This is a genomic window from Spirillospora sp. CA-108201 (genome assembly GCF_050936235.1).
Classification (GTDB): domain Bacteria; phylum Actinomycetota; class Actinomycetes; order Streptosporangiales; family Streptosporangiaceae; genus Spirillospora.
Map to the genome: position 1 here is coordinate 2,305,423 of NZ_JBNJNE010000001.1, position 16,725 is coordinate 2,322,147.

General features: G+C 75.2%; 16 protein-coding genes. 6 read left to right on the top strand and 10 right to left on the bottom strand.

Annotated elements, in window-relative coordinates; all coding sequences use genetic code 11:
- Positions 1-5 precede the first annotated feature (5 nt).
- Genes ACQEU6_RS11295 through ACQEU6_RS11315 form a run of 5 tightly spaced genes read right to left on the bottom strand, consistent with a single transcriptional unit; the run spans position 6 to position 4,431 of the window.
- Positions 6-758, bottom strand: a complete 753-nt coding sequence (locus ACQEU6_RS11295; protein ID WP_499340145.1) for an amino acid ABC transporter ATP-binding protein — start codon at positions 756-758, stop codon at positions 6-8.
- A gap of 38 nt (positions 759-796) precedes the next feature.
- Positions 797-1,735 carry an amino acid ABC transporter permease gene (locus ACQEU6_RS11300; protein ID WP_499340147.1) on the bottom strand — a complete coding sequence of 313 codons (939 nt, stop codon included), beginning with the start codon at positions 1,733-1,735 and terminating at the stop codon, positions 797-799.
- Positions 1,736-1,748: 13 nt separating this feature from the next.
- Positions 1,749-2,690, bottom strand: coding sequence for an ABC transporter substrate-binding protein (locus ACQEU6_RS11305; protein WP_499331277.1), 942 nt, complete (start codon positions 2,688-2,690; stop codon positions 1,749-1,751).
- The gene (locus tag ACQEU6_RS11310) at positions 2,687-3,496 is read right to left on the bottom strand and encodes a deaminated glutathione amidase (protein ID WP_499331278.1); all 810 of its coding nucleotides are present in this window, start codon (positions 3,494-3,496) and stop codon (positions 2,687-2,689) included. Before ACQEU6_RS11310 ends, ACQEU6_RS11305 begins: the two co-directional genes overlap by 4 nt.
- Positions 3,493-4,431 (bottom strand): substrate-binding domain-containing protein, encoded by a 939-nt coding sequence (locus ACQEU6_RS11315; protein WP_499331279.1) that lies wholly within the window; start codon positions 4,429-4,431, stop codon positions 3,493-3,495. Before ACQEU6_RS11315 ends, ACQEU6_RS11310 begins: the two co-directional genes overlap by 4 nt.
- A gap of 129 nt (positions 4,432-4,560) precedes the next feature.
- On the opposite strand from ACQEU6_RS11315, the gene ACQEU6_RS11320 reads away from it, so the two are divergent.
- Positions 4,561-5,895, top strand: a complete 1,335-nt coding sequence (locus tag ACQEU6_RS11320; protein ID WP_499331281.1) for an aminotransferase class I/II-fold pyridoxal phosphate-dependent enzyme — start codon at positions 4,561-4,563, stop codon at positions 5,893-5,895.
- Here ACQEU6_RS11320 and ACQEU6_RS11325 read toward each other — a convergent pair.
- The 3 genes from ACQEU6_RS11325 to ACQEU6_RS11335 are packed head-to-tail and all read right to left on the bottom strand — an operon-like array spanning position 5,892 to position 8,178.
- Positions 5,892-6,335, bottom strand: a complete 444-nt coding sequence (locus tag ACQEU6_RS11325) for an NUDIX domain-containing protein (protein WP_499331283.1) — start codon at positions 6,333-6,335, stop codon at positions 5,892-5,894. The two genes, ACQEU6_RS11320 and ACQEU6_RS11325, sit on opposite strands and share 4 nt — an antisense overlap.
- The gene (locus tag ACQEU6_RS11330) at positions 6,332-6,970 is read right to left on the bottom strand and encodes a response regulator transcription factor (RefSeq protein WP_499331285.1); all 639 of its coding nucleotides are present in this window, start codon (positions 6,968-6,970) and stop codon (positions 6,332-6,334) included. Before ACQEU6_RS11330 ends, ACQEU6_RS11325 begins: the two co-directional genes overlap by 4 nt.
- Positions 6,958-8,178 (bottom strand): sensor histidine kinase, encoded by a 1,221-nt coding sequence (locus tag ACQEU6_RS11335; protein WP_499331286.1) that lies wholly within the window; start codon positions 8,176-8,178, stop codon positions 6,958-6,960. Before ACQEU6_RS11335 ends, ACQEU6_RS11330 begins: the two co-directional genes overlap by 13 nt.
- 173 nt (positions 8,179-8,351) lie before the next feature.
- On the opposite strand from ACQEU6_RS11335, the gene ACQEU6_RS11340 reads away from it, so the two are divergent.
- The 5 genes from ACQEU6_RS11340 to ACQEU6_RS11360 all read left to right on the top strand — a co-directional run bounded on the left by ACQEU6_RS11340 (position 8,352) and on the right by ACQEU6_RS11360 (position 13,845).
- On the top strand, positions 8,352-9,083 hold the full coding sequence (locus tag ACQEU6_RS11340) for an ABC transporter ATP-binding protein (RefSeq protein ID WP_499331288.1): 732 nt from the start codon (positions 8,352-8,354) through the stop codon (positions 9,081-9,083).
- On the top strand, positions 9,080-11,521 hold the full coding sequence (locus ACQEU6_RS11345) for an ABC transporter permease (RefSeq protein ID WP_499331290.1): 2,442 nt from the start codon (positions 9,080-9,082) through the stop codon (positions 11,519-11,521). The genes ACQEU6_RS11340 and ACQEU6_RS11345 overlap by 4 nt, the downstream gene beginning before the upstream one ends.
- Positions 11,522-11,532: 11 nt before the next feature.
- Positions 11,533-11,703, top strand: coding sequence for a hypothetical protein (locus ACQEU6_RS11350; RefSeq protein WP_499331291.1), 171 nt, complete (start codon positions 11,533-11,535; stop codon positions 11,701-11,703).
- A 110-nt stretch (positions 11,704-11,813) separates the two neighbouring features.
- Entirely contained in the window at positions 11,814-12,653 is an 840-nt protein-coding gene (locus ACQEU6_RS11355; RefSeq protein WP_499331293.1) for a DUF4253 domain-containing protein, read from the top strand.
- A gap of 28 nt (positions 12,654-12,681) precedes the next feature.
- Entirely contained in the window at positions 12,682-13,845 is a 1,164-nt protein-coding gene (locus ACQEU6_RS11360) for a VldE C-terminal domain-containing protein (protein ID WP_499331295.1), read from the top strand.
- A gap of 7 nt (positions 13,846-13,852) precedes the next feature.
- Here the strand turns inward: ACQEU6_RS11360 and ACQEU6_RS11365 are convergent, their stop codons facing one another.
- Both ACQEU6_RS11365 and ACQEU6_RS11370 read right to left on the bottom strand, forming a co-directional pair.
- Positions 13,853-15,745, bottom strand: a complete 1,893-nt coding sequence (locus ACQEU6_RS11365; RefSeq protein ID WP_499331297.1) for an ATP-binding SpoIIE family protein phosphatase — start codon at positions 15,743-15,745, stop codon at positions 13,853-13,855.
- Between the two features lie 168 nt (positions 15,746-15,913).
- On the bottom strand, positions 15,914-16,687 hold the full coding sequence (locus ACQEU6_RS11370; RefSeq protein WP_499331298.1) for an SDR family oxidoreductase: 774 nt from the start codon (positions 16,685-16,687) through the stop codon (positions 15,914-15,916).
- Positions 16,688-16,725 lie beyond the last annotated feature (38 nt).

Here is a 16,725-nt window from a genome sequence, read left to right on the forward strand (position 1 = left end):
GGACGTCAGAGCACCTTGCTGAGGAAGGCCTTCGTGCGCTCGTTCTTCGGACGGTCCAGGACCTCGGAGGGGCTGCCGGACTCCACGATCACACCGCCGTCCATGAAGACGACGCGGTCGGCGACCTCGCGCGCGAAGCCGATCTCGTGCGTGACGACGATCATGGTGAGGCCCTCCTCGGCGAGGGTCTTCATGGTGTCCAGCACGTCCCCGACGAGCTCGGGGTCCAGCGCGGAGGTCGGCTCGTCGAACAGCATCAGCTTCGGCCGCATCGCCAGCGCGCGGGCGATCGCGACGCGCTGCTGCTGCCCGCCGGACAGGTGGCGGGGGTAGCCGCCCGCCTTGTCGGCGAGGCCGACCTTGGCCAGCAGCTCGGCGGCCCGCGCCCTGGCCTCGGCGCGGGACTCGCCGCGCACGCCGGTCGGCGCCTCGATGACGTTCTGCAGGACGGTGAGGTGCGGGAACAGGTTGAACTGCTGGAACACCATGCCGATCTCGCGGCGCTGCCGCGTGATCTCGCGCTTGCGCAGGTGCCGCACCTTCCCGCCGGACGCGCTGAAGCCGATCAGCTCGCCGTCCACGCGGACGGAGCCCCCGTCGATGGTCTCCAGGTGGTTCACGCACCGCAGGAACGTCGACTTGCCCGACCCGGACGGCCCGAGCACCACGACGACCTCTCCGGGGCTCACGTCCAGGTCGACGCCCTTCAGCACCTCCAGATGGCCGAACTTCTTGCGGACGCCTCGGGCCCGCACCATCGGGACCGCGGACGCCGGCGCGCCCTTCTCCAGCGTGGTCACGGCGACACCTCCGGGACGGGACGGCGGCGCCGCATCAGGACGAAGTCCCAGAAGCCCTGCCGGGCGTCGCGGGTGGCGCCGCGCGAGTAGTGGTGCTCGATGAACGACTGCCCGACGTACAGGATCGAGGTGATCACCAGGTACCAGAGGCAGGCGACGAGCAGCAGCGGGATGGTCTGGAACGTCCGGTTGTAGATGGACTGGACGGTGTAGAGCAGGTCGGCGAGGGCGATCACGCTGACCAGCGAGGTCGCCTTGAGCATGTTGATCACCTGGCTGCCGGTCGGCGGCACGATGAACCGCATCGCCTGCGGCAGCACGATCCGCCGGAAGGTGCGGGCGCCGCCCATGCCGAGCGCCTGCGCGGCCTCGGTCTGGCCCGGGTCCACGGCGAGCAGCCCGCCGCGGATGATCTCCGCCATGTAGGCCGCCTCGTTGAGGCCGAGGCCGAGGATGGCGGCGATCAGCGGGGTGATGAGGTGGTTGGTGTCGCCGTGCAGGAACTCCGGCCCGAAGGGGACGCCGACCGACAGCCGCGGCAGCAGCGCCGACAGGTTGTACCAGAGCACGAGCTGCACCAGGACGGGCACGCCGCGGAAGAACCACACGTAGAGGCCGCAGGCGCTGCGCAGCAGCGGGTTGTCCGACAGCCGCCCCACCGCGAGCATGATGCCGCCCGCGATGCCGACCGCCATCGCGATGACGGTCAGTTCGAGGGTGATGGCGATCCCGTCTCCGATGATGGAGGCGTTCATGTAGCGGCCGACGACGTCCCACTGGAAGTTGTCGTTGGTCCACAGCAGGTGGGCGAACTGGGCGGCCAGCACGAGCACGACGAGCGTGGCGACCCACCGCAGCGGGTGCCGCACGTGCGCCGCGCCCGCCACGTCGACGTCGACGTCGCCGACGGTGCCGCGGGGATGCTCCTTGGTCATGGTCACCGCCGCCTCACTCCTTCCTGGGCGCCAGGTTCACGCCCGGCTTGTCGAGCATGTTGTCGGTCAGGCCCCACCTGGTCATGACCTTCTTGTACGTGCCGTTCTCGATCAGCTTCCGGAACCCTTCGAGCAGGACGCCCCGCAGCGGCGAGTCCTTGGCGACGACCGACCCCTGGTAGAGGTCGTCGAACCCGTTGGGCCTGCCCGTCCCGGCGAGCTCCAGGTCGTCGCCCGACTGCTCCACGAAGTAGCTGAGCGGCGCCTGCGAGGAGAAGAAGCCGTCGGCCCGGTTGGACCGGACGGCGAGGATCGCGGTCGGCTGGTCCTTGTAGGACTGGACCTGCACGGCGGGCTCGCCCTGCTGGACGCACGCGGCCGACTGGGTCTTGACGACGTCCTCGGCGGAGCCGCCCGCCATCACCGAGATCTTCGTCCCGCACGTGTCGGCGATGGAGCCGATGTGCTTGGGGTTGCCCTTGGGGACGGCGAAGACGACGAACTCGCGCACCCAGTCGACGAAGTCGTTGGCGGCCTCGCGCTCGGGGAAGTCGCCGACCGGGCCCATCGCGAAGTCGTAGCGGTCGGCCTTGATGCCGGTGAGCAGGCTGGGCAGCCCGTCCACGGTGACGTGCTCGATCTTGACGCCGAGCAGCTGGCTGAGGGCGGTGGACAGGTCGGCGGAGGCGCCGCTCAGCGACCGCCCGTCCGAGCCCGCGATCTCGTAGGGCGGGAACGAGCCGTTGTTGACCGAGATCAGCTTGCCGGACGCCTTGTTCTTGGCGGGCAGCCGGTCGTGCAGCGCGCGGTCGAGGGTCTGGCGGAGGTCGGCGGCGCCGACGCCCTGCGAGGACTTGCCGTTCAGGATCCCCTCCGCCTCGGGCGGGTTCGCCCCGCACGCGGCGGTTCCCGCGAGCAGGGCCGCCGCCGACAGGGCGGCGATGGCGCGCCTCATGCGGTCTCCTTCAGCGGGCGGATGGACGGGTCGACGCGGAACCTGCGGTTGGCGAGCACGGGCAGCGCGCGGCGGGCCTCGGCCAGCTCCTCCCGGTCGGCGATGGCCCACAGGAGGCCGGGCCGGCCGCCCAGCCGGTCGCGGACGGTGCCGAGCGGGTCGACGACCATGCTCGCTCCGATGTTGCGGCGGCCGCACTCCCCCGACGCGGCGACGTAGCAGGTGTTCTCCAGCGCGCGGGCGGTCACCATGACCTCCCAGTGCCGCTCCTTCGCGGGGCCGCGCACCCAGGCGGCCGGCACCGCGAGCACGTCGGCGCCCGCGTCGACCAGCAGCCTGGCCATTTCCGGGAATCTTACGTCGTAGCAGGTCATGAGGCCGACCCGCCAGCCGTCGCAGTCGAGGACCACGGGCTCGCCGTCGCCGGGCGTCACCCGGTCGGACTCCCGCGCGCCGAACGCGTCGTAGAGGTGGACCTTGCGGTAGGCGGCCACGAGCTCGCCGTCGCGGACCGCGACGAGGGTGTTGTGGACCTTGCCGTCCCCGGCGGGTTCGTGCACGCCAGCGACGACCGTGGTGCGCGAGCCCGCGCTGTGGGCGCGCAGGGCGGTGACGAAGGGGCCGTCCAGCGGCTGCGCCGCGCCGGCGATCCGGTCGGGCTCGTCGATGAACAGGGCGAGGGAGTCCTCGGGCAGCACCAGCAGGCCGGCGCCGCCCTCGACGGCCTCGTCCATCAGCGTCACGCAGGTCTTGAGGTTGGTCTGCCAGTCCTCGGTGGAGGCGAACTGGCCCACGGCGATCCTCATCCGAAGAGCTCCTCGGCCTTGATCGGGCGGGGCGCGATGCCCTGCTCGTACAGTTCCGCGCAGAACGCGGCGGTCATTGCGGCGTTGGCCTCGGCCCCGTAGGGCATCCAGTCGGGTCCGAAGATCCGCGCCTGCGCCTCCAGCTCGTCCAGCAGCCAGGGCGTGGTGTCGGCGAGCAGCCGGCGGCGCTCCAGCCAGAGGCGCTTGGACGCCTCGAAGGCGTCCTGGACGGCCTCGGGGAGCCAGGGGTGGGCGTCCACGACCTCCCGCTTGAGGGCGAGGAGGTGGATGCCGGGGACGAACCCGGTCCGGGCGTAGTAGGCGGTCTCGGCGGCGCGGTAGTCGCCGTAGAGGTGGCGGAACCGGCCGCGGGAGGTGAACATCTCCGCCGGCATGAACGGCGTGAGGACCGCGTCGAGGCTCCCGTCGGCGAGACCCTCGACGAGGGGCGTGCCGGTGACCCGTACGTTGCCGGGCAGCGGGCGCGAGCCGACCCGGTCCTTGCCGGTCTCGCCGGGCGCGAGGGACCCGACGCGCCACTGGACGCCGGACAGGTCGACGCCCTCGGCCCGCAGCAGGGCCCGCGTCCAGGTGTTGCCGGAGTCGGGCCAGCCGGTGAGCCCGATCGTGGCGCCCGCCAGGTCCCGGGCCGAGGAGAGCTCGCTGCTCCCGCGGACGAGCACGCAGCGGTGCCGGAAGCCGCGCATCAGGAAGACCGGCAGGCCCACGAGCCGGTCGTCGCCGCCGGCGCGCCCGAGCGCGTAGCGGCTGAAGGACGTCTCGCCGCCGTCCAGGTCCGGTTCGGCGAGGACGTCGGGGGTGGCGTCCCGGGTCTCGACCTCCAGGGCCGCCCCGCGGGCGCGGGCCCGGCCGGTCAGCAGCGGGACGACATGGTCCCAGTCCCGCACCGCCAGACGAATCCGTGGAATCGGCACAGCACTCCATTTCCGCATGTAGAAGGGGGTTTGCCCGCCCATCGGGCGCGATGGGACCCGACTTTAGGGTCTGTTTGTAGCCAGTACAATGGGCCTTTTGTTACTGCACATAACTTGTCCGGAGGTACCGTGACCGACGCGGCGTGGCTGGCCGAGCGCATCGGCGACCGCACGGCCCGGGGCATCGCCGCCGCGATGACGGGCCTGATCCGCGGCGGGGAGATCCCGGCGGGCACCCGGCTGCCGACCGTCCGGGGCCTCGCGGCGGAGCTCGGCGTGAGCCCCGGAACCGTCGCCGACGCCTGGGCGACGCTGCGCCGGCACCGCGTCGTCAGCGCCCAGCGGCGGCGCGGCACCGTGGTGATCGGCCCGCCGAACGTCCCGCACCCGGCGCGGTACGAGCGGATCGGGGAGTTCGGCACCCGGCTCGCGATCGACCTCGCCGTCGCCGCGCCCGACCCGGCGCTGCTGCCGCCGCTGGACGCGGCGCTCGCGGCCGGCGCCCGGACCCCGCACCTGAACGACTACACCCGCGAGACGATCACGCCCGCGCTGCGCGCCGCCGTCGAGCCGGGCTGGCCCTTCCCCACCGCCGGCATGCTCACCGCGGGCGGCGGCTACGAGGGCGTCCAGCTCGTCTGCCAGACCGTCGCCGTCCCCGGCGACCGCATCGCCGTGGAGGACCCGACCGGCGCCCGGCTGCTGGACATCCTGGAGGCGCAGGGCGCCGAGATCGTCCCGGTCTCGTGCGACGCCGAGGGCCCCGAGCCGGACTCGCTCGCCGAGGCTCTCGCGGCGGGGCCGGCCGCGTTCGTGTACCAGCCGCGCGCCCACACCCCCCGCGGGCACGCGCTCACCCCCGCGCGCGCCGCCGCGCTCGCCGCGCTCCTCGCCCCGGCCAGCACGCTCGTGATCGAGGACGACGGCACCGGCGAGGCGTCCGCCTCACCGGCCGTCAGCGTCGGGACCCACCTGCCGGACCGCACCGTCCTCGTCCGCTCCTACTCCAAGTCGCACGGCCCCGACCTGCGCATCGCCGTGATCGGCGGCGCGGCCGAGCCGGTGGAGCGGGTCCGGGTCCTGCGCAGTTTCGGCACCGGGTGGACGAGCCGCGTCCTGCAGGACGCCCTGGCGCACCTGCTGACCGACCCCGCGACCGGCGAGATCGTGGCGCGGGCGCGCCTGGCCTACGCCGAGCGCCGCGACGGGCTGGCCGCCGCGCTCGCCGAGCGGGGCGTGCCGACGGGCAACCGCGACGGGCTGATGCTGTGGGTCCCGGTCGCGGACGAGTCCGGCGCGCTGGTCACGCTGGCCGCGCACGGCGTCGCCGCCGTGCCCGGCAGCCGCTACCAGATCGTCCCGTCCGGCCCGCACCTGCGGATCGCGACGAGCCGCCTGCACGACGCCCCGTTCCCGCTCCCGGAGCTGGCGGACCTCATCGCGCTGGCCGCCCGCCCCCGCTAGGGGACGAGCCCCGGCAGGTCGCCGGCGTGGTCGCGCAGGTAGGCGGTGAGCACCTCGGGGACGAGGTTCAGGCGCCCCGCGCCGGCGGGCGTGCACGGGACGAGGTCCACGTCGTAGCGGCCGTTGGCGGGGTCGTCGAACTCGGGGCCGTGCCGGCGCGAGAGGTCCATCGTCACCAGGCGGCAGACGTAGAAGGTGTTGAGGCGGTGCACCTCGGGGGTCTGCTCGGCGCACGCGAAGACCTGCCGGACGGGCCCGGCGGTCGCGCCGAGCTCCTCGTCCAGCTCCCGGCGCAGCGCCGCCTCGGCAGACGCGTCGGCGGGCTCGATCCTGCCGCCCGGGGTCGTCCAGTAGACGGGGCGGCCGGGCACGGTGCGGCGCAGCAGGACGAGTGCGTCGCCGTGCAGCAGGAGGGCGCGGGCGCCCCGGCGGACCCTCACGCGTTCAGGTACGCCAGGACGGCGAGCACGCGGCGGTGCCCGCTGTCGGTGGGCGGGAGGCCGAGCTTGGCGAACACCGCGCCGATGTGCTTGCTCACCGACCGCTCGGTGATGACGAGGGTCGCGGCGATCGTGGCGTTGTCGAGGCCCTGCGCCATCAGCCCGAGGACCTCGCGCTCGCGGGGCGTGAGCTCCTGGAGCGGGTCGTGCCGGGAGGTCATCAGCTGGGACACGACCTCGGGGTCCAGGGCGGTGCCGCCGGCGGCGACGCGGTCGAGGGCGTCGAGGAACTCGTCGACGCGGCCGACCCTGTCCTTGAGCAGGTAGCCGACGCCGCCCGCGCCGCCGGCGAGCAGCTCGGCGGCGTAGGTCTGCTCGACGTACTGCGACAGCACCAGCACCGGCAGGCCCGGCAGCCGCCTGCGCGCCTCGATCGCCGCGCGCAGCCCCTCGTCGCGGAACCCCGGCGGCAGCCGCACGTCCAGGACGGCGGCGTCCGGACGGTGCGTCAGCAGGGCGGGCAGCACGTCCGGGCCGCTGCCGGCGGCGGCGACCACCTCGTGGCCGCCCGCGTCCAGCAGCATGGCGAGGCCCTCGCGGAGCAGGACGCTGTCCTCCGCGATCACGATCCGCACGGCAGTTCCACCTGAAGCGTCGTCCCTTCCCCGTCGGGGCTGTCGAGGCGGGTCGTCCCGTCGAGCGCCGCCACCCGGCGGCGGATGCCCGCCAGGCCGCTGCCCCGGTCCGGGTCGGCCCCGCCCTTGCCATCATCCCGCACGGTGATCGTGAGGCGGGCGGGTTCGCGGCGGAGCGCGACCCACCCGTGCCGGGCGCCGCTGTGCCTGGCGATGTTGGTGAGGGCCTCGGCCACGACGAAGTAGGCCGCGGCCTCGACGGCGGCGGGCGCCCTGCCGTCCTCGACGTCCAGCTCGACGGGGATCGGCTGCCCGGCGGCGAGCGCCCGCAGCGCCCCGGCCAGGCCGCGGTCGGACAGGATCGGCGGGTAGATGCCGCGGATCACCGTCCGCAGCTGCGTGAGAGCCTCCTCGACCCCCTCCCTGGCCTCCAGGAACAACGTCCGGGCCGCGCCCGGGTCGGCGTCGAAGCGGCGGTCGGCGAGGCCGAGCCGCAGGGCGGCGGCGACGAGCTGGGCCTGCGTCCCGTCGTGCAGGTCGCGCTCGATGCGGCGCAGTTCGGCGCCGTGCGCCTCCAGGGCCTCGGCGCGGGTCTCGGCCAGCTCCTCGACCCGCTCGGCCAGGCTGGTGCGCCGGGTCGGCGACAGCAGGACCTCGGCGAGCCTGGCCTGCCACCGCAGGATCCGCGGCACCAGCCACAGCAGGATCGCCAGGTCGAAGGCCCCCTGCAGGAACGGCATCGTCAGTGCCTTCGGCCAGCTGTCCAGGGTGATGAACGCCGCCTGGGAGCCTTCGGGCGCCGCCCACCACCACAGCGGCAGCGACAGCGTGAACGGGACGGCCGGCCACACCGCGACCGCGACGGCCGCCGCCGCCAGGGCGGTGAGCCCGTGCGCCGCCATCCACGCCGCGTCCCGCCAGGTGGAGGGCGATCGCAGCAGGCGGCGCGCCTCGCCGAGCCCCTCGCCGGAGGACGGCCGGTACGGCTCGGGGATCTCGCGGCCGAGAACGCGCCCGGCCCGCCGCCGTTCGGCGTTCGCCAGCGCCCGCAGGGGCTTCACGGCCGACGGCAGCCACGGCAGCAGCAGGAACGACAGGGTCAGCGCCGCCGTGAGCGGGACGAGCCCGGCCATCGCGGGCAGGCCCGTGCGCAAGGCGCCGACCACTCCGCGGGTCGCGTCCGCGCTGCGTTTCAGGGCTCTGCTCATGTCACCTCGAAGCACACCGTAAGCGACGTCGACGCGACGCGCACCCGGGCGTGCCCCCGGGCCGGTGGTGTAGCCCGCTACACCACCGTTTCGGGAGCGCGCGCCCATGTGCCCGACCCCCCGCGGAACCTAGGTTCGTCCAGGTGAGAGGCGGCATCCGACGGAGGGGGACCATGACCACGATGACGGCCGAGGCGACCGCGGAGGCGGTGGGCCTGGACGCGGTCACCAAGACCTACGGGGCCGTGCGGGCCCTGGACGGCGTCACCTGGACGTTCCGCCGCGGCGGGTTCACCGCGGTGATGGGGCCGTCCGGGTCGGGCAAGAGCACGTTCCTGCACTGCGCGTCCGGGCTCGACCGCCCGAGCGGGGGCACGGTCCGGATCGGCGGCGTGGACATCGGCGGGCTCGGCGAGGCGAAGCGGACCCGGCTGCGCCGCGAGCGGATCGGGTTCGTGTTCCAGGCGTTCAACCTGGTCCCCTCCATGGACGTCGAGCAGAACATCACGCTCCCGCTGCGCCTCGGCGGCGCCGAGCCCGACCCGGCCCGGCTGGAGGAGATCGTCCGGCGGGTGGGCCTCGCGGACCGGCTGCGGCACCGCCCGTCCGAGCTGTCGGGCGGCCAGCAGCAGCGCGCCGCGCTCGCCCGCGCCCTGATCACCCGTCCCGAGGTCGTCTTCGCCGACGAGCCGACCGGCGCCCTCGACCCGCGCACGGCCCGCGACGTCCTGCGGATGCTGCGCGAGGCGGTCGACGGGACCGGCCAGACCGTCGTCCTGGTCACCCACGACCCGGCGGCCGCCGCGTGGGCCGACTCGGTGCTGTTCCTCAACCGCGGCCGCATCGTCGACGAGCTGGCCGCCCCGACCGCGTCCGCCGTCGCGTCCCGCTGGGAGGCGCTGTGAAGGGCGGGACCGGGCAGGGCAGAGGGGCGTTCGCCGGGATCTTCGTCGCGCTGGCGTTCGCGGCGACGCTCGTGGGCGCCTGCGGGGTCCTGCTGGAGTCGGCGCTGCGGGCGCACGCGCCGGCCGGGCGGTTCGGCGCCGCCGCCGCGGTCGTGACCGGGCCGCGCGAGGTCACCGACCGGATGAAGAGGTTCGCGGACGAGCCGGAGGAGCAGAGTCGGCCGCTGGCCGAGCCCGCCCGCGTCCCGGTCGCCGCCGCGGCGGGGCTGCGGGCCGTTCCGGGCGTGCGGGACGTGGTCGCGGACGTGTCCTTCCCCGCCCTGCTCTCCTCCGGGCGGACGGTGACGGGCCACGGCTGGGAGTCCGCGGCGCTCCGGCCCTACCGGCTGGGCGCGGGCCGCGCGCCGCGGGCGCCGGACGAGGTCGTGCTGAGCCGGTCGTCGGGCGTGGCGCCCGGGGCGGTGGTCCGCATCCAGGTCGACGGTCCGCCCCGTCCCTACCGGGTGTCCGGGGTCGTCGCCGAGGGTCCCGCCGCGGCGTTCTTCACCGCGGCGACCGCCGCCGCCCTCGGCGGGCACCCGGGCTTCGCCGGCGCCCTCGCGGTCCTCGGCGACCCCGACGAGGACGCGCTCCGCAAGGCCGCTCCCGGCCTCGCCGTCTCCTTCGGCGCGGCGCGCGGCGACGCCGCGGACCCGGCCGTCGCCTCCGCGCGTCCCGACATCGTGGAGCTGTCCGCCTCGCTCGGCGGCGTCGCCGTGATGACCGCGCTCGTGGTCGTCGGCGGGCTGATCGTGCTGTCGGTGCGGGAGCGGGCACGCGAGTTCGCGCTGCTGCGGGCGGTCGGCGCGACCCCGGGGCAGGTGCGGGGCCGCCTCCTGCGCGAGACGCTGCGGGTCGGGGCGCCGGCCGCGCTGACCGGGGGCGCGCTGTCCCTCGGGGCGGGCGCCGCGCTGCACGCCGCGATGGTCCGCGAAGGCGTCCTGCCGGACGGCTTCGGGCTGGCGCTCGGTCCGCTCCCCGTCCTCGCGGCGGTCGCGGTCACACTGATCGCCGCGGCCGCGACCGCGTTCCTCGCCTCCCTGCGCCTGTCGCGGATCCGGCCCGTGGAGGCGCTCGGCGAGGCCGCCGCCGAGAACCCGCGCCTGCCCCGCTGGCGCGCCGTCACCGGCGCCGCCTTCCTCCTCGTCGGCCTGAACGCCCTCGGATTCTCGGCGGGCGCCACCGGCGCCGCCGCGAGCGCCTCGATCGGCGGCCTGGTCATCTCGCTGATCGTCGCCACGGCCTTCCTCGGGCCGCTGGTGGCGCGGGCCGGGAACCGGGTGCTGGGCCGCGCCGCCAGGACCGCCGCCCCGGTGGCCGGCCGGATGGCCCAGCACGCCGCCGGCGCCGCCGCCCTGCGCGCCGGGTCGCTGATCACGCCGGTCGCCCTGGCCGTCGCGTTCGCGGGCGTCCAGCTCTTCGCGCAGTCCACCGTCGCCCACGCCGCGCGGACGCAGGCCGAGGACGGGAACCGCGCCGACCGGGTCATCGTGGCGGCCGGCCCCGGGCTTCCGCGGGGCGTCGCCGAATCGGTGCGACACGTCCCCGGCGTCACGGCCGCGACGCCGGTCAGGCGCACCACCGTCGTCATGGCGGTCAAAGAACTGGGCGAGAAGAACCTGCGCTCGCTGAACGGCAGCGGCGTGGGCGCGGACGCCGCCGCGACGCTGGATCCGGGGGTGTCGTCCGGGCGGCTCGGCGACCTGCGCGGCGACGCCGTCGCGCTCAGCCGGGACGTCGCCGGCGGCCTGCGCGTCGGCTCGACGGCTCCGCTGTGGCTCGGCGACGGGACGCCGATCCGGGCGCGCGTCGTGGCCGTCTACGACCGCGGCCTCGGCTTCGGCGACGTGCTGCTCCCCCACGGCGTCGTGGCCGCGCACTCCGCCTCGCCGCTCGACGACCGCGTCCTCGTCCGCGGACGCGCCGACCTGGGCGCGGTCACCGCCGCCTACGCCGGGGCCCGGGTCGTCTCCCCGGACGCGTTCCACGAGGGCCTCTCGCGGGAGATCGAGCTCCAGGGGTTCGTCAGCCGGCTGGTGGTCGCCGCGATCACGGGGTTCATCCTCATCGGCCTCGTCACGACGCTGGCGCTGGCGACGGCGGCGCGCCGCCGCGAGTTCGCGCTGCTGCGGCTGGTCGGCGCCACCCGCCGCCAGGTCCTGCGGATGCTGCGCCTCGAGGCCGCGATCGTGCTCGGCACCGGCATCGCGGTCGGCGCCCTCATCGCGGCGGTGACCCTGACGGCGTTCGCGGCCCGCGTGACGGGCCTCCCCCTGCCCTCCGTCCCGCCCCTGCCCTGCGCGGCGATCCTCCTCGGCGTGGCCGGTTCCGGCGCCGCCGCGATCCTCCTCCCGGCGCGCGCCGTGCTGCGCCGGCGCACCCCTCCCTCCCTCTCCTGAAAGGCGCTTCCATGAGCAACTCCACCCGCTGGACGCTGATCTGCGTCCTCATCGGCGTGAACGTCCTGTCGAACGCGGTCCTCGGCGACGGCTGGGTCCAGATCGCCGTCAGCGCCGTCACCGGCCTCGCCGCGGCCGCCGTACTGATCGACCTGCTGCTCCGCGGCCGCCGCGAGCCCTGATCCCGGCGGGGCCGACCGCCCGGACGAGTGAACCGCACGGCTCGTCTCCCGGTCGGCCCCCACCGCCGTTACGATCGCCACTGGCATGCTCTGTACCGGAACGGCGTGAAATGGATGATGTGGAGGTCCGGCACCTGCCGGGCGACCTGCCGCAGCTGTTCGACGGCGGCGCCGGGGACGGCGCGGCCGGACGGACGCTGTCGGTTCCGCTGCCCGACGGTGATCTGGTCTGGCCCGACCCCGGGTACCCGCAGCGGCAGTCCCTCCTGCGGCCCGCGTTCTGGCTGAGCGACGAGCCCACCGGCGGCGGGCTGTGGGCCCGGTTCCGCGCCGAGCACGCCCGGTCGGGCCTGTGGCCGCTGCTCATGGACGAGTCCGACCAGCCGTGGGCCGCCGGCCAGATCGCGCCCGAGCCGGTCGCCGAGGTCGGCAACTACCACCCCCACGCGTTCATGTACGAGGTGTGGGCGGACTGGGCCGAGCAGGCGGCCGACGAGGACCACGACGACCTCGCCCCCTACGGGCGGCACTGCCCCGGCCCCGCGCCCGCGGGCGTCCCCGTCGACGACCCCGGCGCCATGGCCGACCGGCACGCCCGCGCCCTGGCCTCCCGCGGCCTGTCGCTCGGCCTGGTCGCGGTGGACCGCGGCGCCGACGCGGTCGCCGCCGTCGGCTGGCAGGGCGCGCTGAACCACAACGAGTGGACGGCGCCGCTCGCGGCCGTCCTGCGCAGCTGGGAGGACCGCTTCGGCGCCCGCGTCGTCGCGCTCGGCTTCAACACCCTGGAACTCAGCGTCGCGGCGCCGCCCGTGACCACCCGGCACGCCGTGCACGTCGCGGCCGAGCACTGGGCGTTCTGCCCCGACATCCTGTTCCAGGGGCCCGGCACCCTCGCCGGGTACGCCGAGGAGATCCGCGGCAAGACCAACTGGTCGTTCTGGTGGGACTGACCGGCGACGGAGACGGGGGCGGGCACCGATGCGACGCAGCGGCAGGGCGCTTTCCGCGGTCATCGCGGCCGGGATCGTCCTCACCCTCGCGGCCGACGTCACCGTGCTCGCGCGCGCCCGGACGGGCGGCGGGCCCGGCGGGCCCGGCGGGCCCTCGCGCGGGACGACGAACGACCTCGTGTCGGTCGCGGACGAGCCGCGGGCGCCGGCCGTCGCGCCGCTGACCCGCCGCTACACCCCGCACCTGCTGGTCGCCGGGACGTCCTCGCTGCCGCCCTGGGCCGTCGAGCGGACCAGGCGGCTCAAGGGCGTCGCCGGGGTCACGGTCGTGGACGCCGCGCGGGCCAGGGTCGGCGGGCGCCGCATGGGGCTGCTCGGCGTCGACCCGTCGGGGTTCCGCGCGTTCGCGCCCGAGCCCACGGCCGGTTCCGACCAGCTGTGGCAGACCGTGGCGTCCGGCGGCCTGGCGGTGTCGTTCGAGCGGGGCCGCGACGGGGCGCTGCCGCTCGGATCCGTGGTCCCGGCGGGCCGCACCGCGAACCCGGCGCAGATCCGCGTCGGGGCCTACGCCTCGATGGGCATCGGCGACGTCGACGCCGTCGTGTCGCGCGGGCAGGCCCGCGCGATGGGCCTGCCCGACGGGAACGGCCTCGTCATCAGCGCCCCGAAGGCCGACACCGCGACGCTGGTGAAACGCCTGAAGAAGATCCTCCCGCGCGGCACGAAGGTGGCGACGCTGGCGGCGGCGAAGAACGGCGGCGGTGCGCGGCGCAAGAGCCCCCCGCGGGTGACCGGGCGGCCGGACGGGGCTTCCGGCGACCGCACGCCCATCACCGGCAACGCCATGACGCCCACGATGCGGACCGTCCTGCTGGAGGTCGCCGGGATGTTCGGCCCCTTCCCCGTGATCGGCTGCCACCGCTCCACCGGCGACCCGCAGGACCACGGCGACGGCCGCGCCTGCGACTTCATGGAGAGCACCGGCGGCCGGGCGCCGAGCGCCGGCGCCCGGCGGCACGGCGACCAGGTCGCCGCGTACGCCGTCGCGAACGCGCGGCGGCTCGGGATCTCCTACGTCATCTGGAGGCAGCACATCTGGAACGTGCGCGGCGGCGGATGGCGGCCGATGGAGGACCGGGGAAGCATCACCCAGAACCACTACGACCACGTCCACATCTCGGTGCTGCGCTAGCCGCCCCTCACGGGAGCGGCAGCTCGCACCACACCACCTTGCCGCCCTTGGTGCGGCGCACGCCCCAGCGCTGCGCCAGCCGCCCCACCACGTGCAGGCCCCGGCCCGACTCGCTCGCCTCGTCGTCCTCGTCGTGGTGGCGGATGCGGGGGCGCCCGTCGGAGGAGTCGAACACCTCGCACACCAGCCCGCCCTCCCGCACCAGCCTCAGCCCGATGCGGCCGCCCGCGTGCCGGATGGCGTTGGTGACGAGCTCGGAGGCCAGCAGGGTGGTGGTGTAGGCCATGTCCTCCAGGCCCCAGCGGGCGAGCCGGTCGCGGATGAGCCCGCGCGCCCGGCGCACGGCGGCGGGCTCGGCGGGAAGCTCCCAGGAGGCGTGCCGGTCGGCCGGGATCCGCGCCAGCCGCGCCACGAGCATGGCGATGTCGTCGCGGTGCTGGTCGTCGTAGACGCCGTCGAGCGCCGCCTGGCACAGGTCCTCCAGGGGGCGGGCGGCGGCGCCGGGCCCGAAGGTGGTCTGGAGCCGGGCCAGGCCGTCGTCGATGTCGCGGGCCCGGTTCTCCACCAGGCCGTCGGTGTACAGGAACAGCAGCGTCCCGTCCTCGACGGTGAACTCGCGGCTGACGATGGGGCCCTGGCCGCCGACGCCGAGCGGCGGCGCGGGCGGCACCGGCAGGTACTCCGAGGCCGCGCCGGGCGGGACCAGCAGCGGCGGCAGGTGCCCGGCGCTGGCCACCTCGCACCGGCCGCTGACCGCGTCGTAGACGACGTACGCGCAGGTGGCGAAGTGGGGTTCGCGCTCGCCGAGCGTCCGCATCAGGGAGTCCAGCCGCTCCAGCGCCTCGGCGGGCGGCAGCTCCAGCCCGGCGAGGGTGTGGATGGCGGTGCGGAGCCGTCCCATGGTGACGGCGGCCTTCACGCCGTGCCCGGCCACGTCCCCGACCACCAGCGCGACCCGCGCGCCCGGCAGCGCGATCGACTCGTACCAGTCGCCGCCGACCTCGATGAGCCGGCTGCCCGGCAGGTACCGGTGGTGCACCTCCACCGGCGACGGCGCCGACAGCCCGGTCGGCAGGAGGCTGCGCTGGAGCGTCAGCGCGGTGGCCCGCTCCCGCGAGTACTGCCGGGCGCTCTCGACGAAGATGGCCGCCCGGCTGGCGAACTCCATCCCGATCTCGACGTCGTAGGCGTCGAAGGGGCGGTGCGCGACGTTGCGGGTGCAGACGAAGAAGCCGAGGACGCCCACCGCCGAGGTGATCGGCAGCAGCAGCATCGAGGCGCCCTTGAGCAGCTCGGCGACCGGCGGGCGGCGCCACGACGAGGCGAGCCTCGACGCGCCCTCCCCGCCGAGGGCGCGCAGCACCGGCTCGCCGGACTCCAGGCACAGCGCGTACGGGGTCTCCTCCGGGTAGACGAGGGACTCCCCGGTCGGGAACGTCGCGTCCCAGGCCGGGTCCTGGTCGTCGAACCCGATCGCCATCCGGCGCAGCTGCGGGCCGTCGGGGCCCTGCGGCCCCTCGTCGGCGTCGATGTGGCTCTCCAGCAGCATCAGCGCGCCGGAATTGCAGAAGTGCGGGACGAGCACGTCCATCAGTCCGCGCGCCAGCAATTCCAGGTCGAGCGTGGAGCCGATCCGCGGGAGGGCGTCGTCCAGCAGAGCGCGGCGGATGACGGCCGGGTCGACGAACCGGTCCGCGAGCGGCACCGGCACCTTCACCACGGCCAGCGCCGTGACCTCGGGCGCGCCGCCGCTCATCGGGTGGACGGTCACGACAGCGTCGAGCATGCCGCCGACCGGGGTCTCCACGGCGAGCATGGCGGTGCGCTCCCGCCCGGCCCTCAGCGCCTCCAGCAGCGGCCGGTGCGCGCCGGGGATCACCTCGTCCAGCCGGGCGCCCAACAGGCCGTCCCCATTCGGGCACAGAACCGCAGCGGCGTTGCGGTCGAACTGGAGAATTCTCCCCGACGAATCCATGCCGAGAATGAGAATTCGGGTGGACGACTCCATCGCTCGATTATGGGACATGGCGGAGCCCGATGAGAGCGATACGCGCGGGGAATCCGTCCCTTACCGATGCGTATGGGTCTCGGCCAGGAACTGACCCCAGGTCCGCTTCCCCACGGCGCGGTCCGGCGCGAGATGACGCCCTTCCCGGAAAGCCCGCGCGGCGCGTCCGGGAAGCGGCACCGGCACCCGGACGGGGCGCCGCAGCCCCCGCGCCTCCAGGTAGTCCCGCATCATCTCCTCGACCGTGAGCACCTCCGGGCCGCCCATGTCCTCGACCCGCCGCGCGGGCCCGGCGGCCAGGGCCAACTCGGCCAGCCGCCCGGCCACCTCGCCGACGTCGACGGGCTGGTCGCGCAGCCCTCTCGGCAGCAGCACCACGCCCGGGACTTTGGTGAGCGCCTTGAAGACCGCGTCCGGCAGCGTGTGGAACTGGGTGGCCCGCAAGATCGTGTAGGGCAGGCCCGATTCCTCGATCGCCCGCTCCACCGCGTACTTGATCTTGTAATACCTGTAAGGGATCGTGTCGACGCCGACGATCGAGATATAGACCAGGTGCGGCGCGCCCTGCCGGCGCGCGGCCTCGACCAGGGTCCGCGCGGCGGGCAGGTCCCGCTTGGCGTGGAGCGGGTCGCTGGCGCAGTGCACGATCGTCTCGACGCCGGCGAGCGCGTCCTCGACGCCCTCGCCGCTCACCAGGTCGCCCCTGCACCAGGTCACCCCGGCCTCCGGTTCCCTGGCGCGGCGGCTGAGCGCGCGCACGTCCGCTCCGGCCTCGGCCAGCAGGCGGGTGACGGGCCGGCCGAGCGTGCCGCTCGCCCCGGTCACGAGGATCATGGGTGTCTCCTGGTCGGTCGCCGGACGGGGAAGGCCGC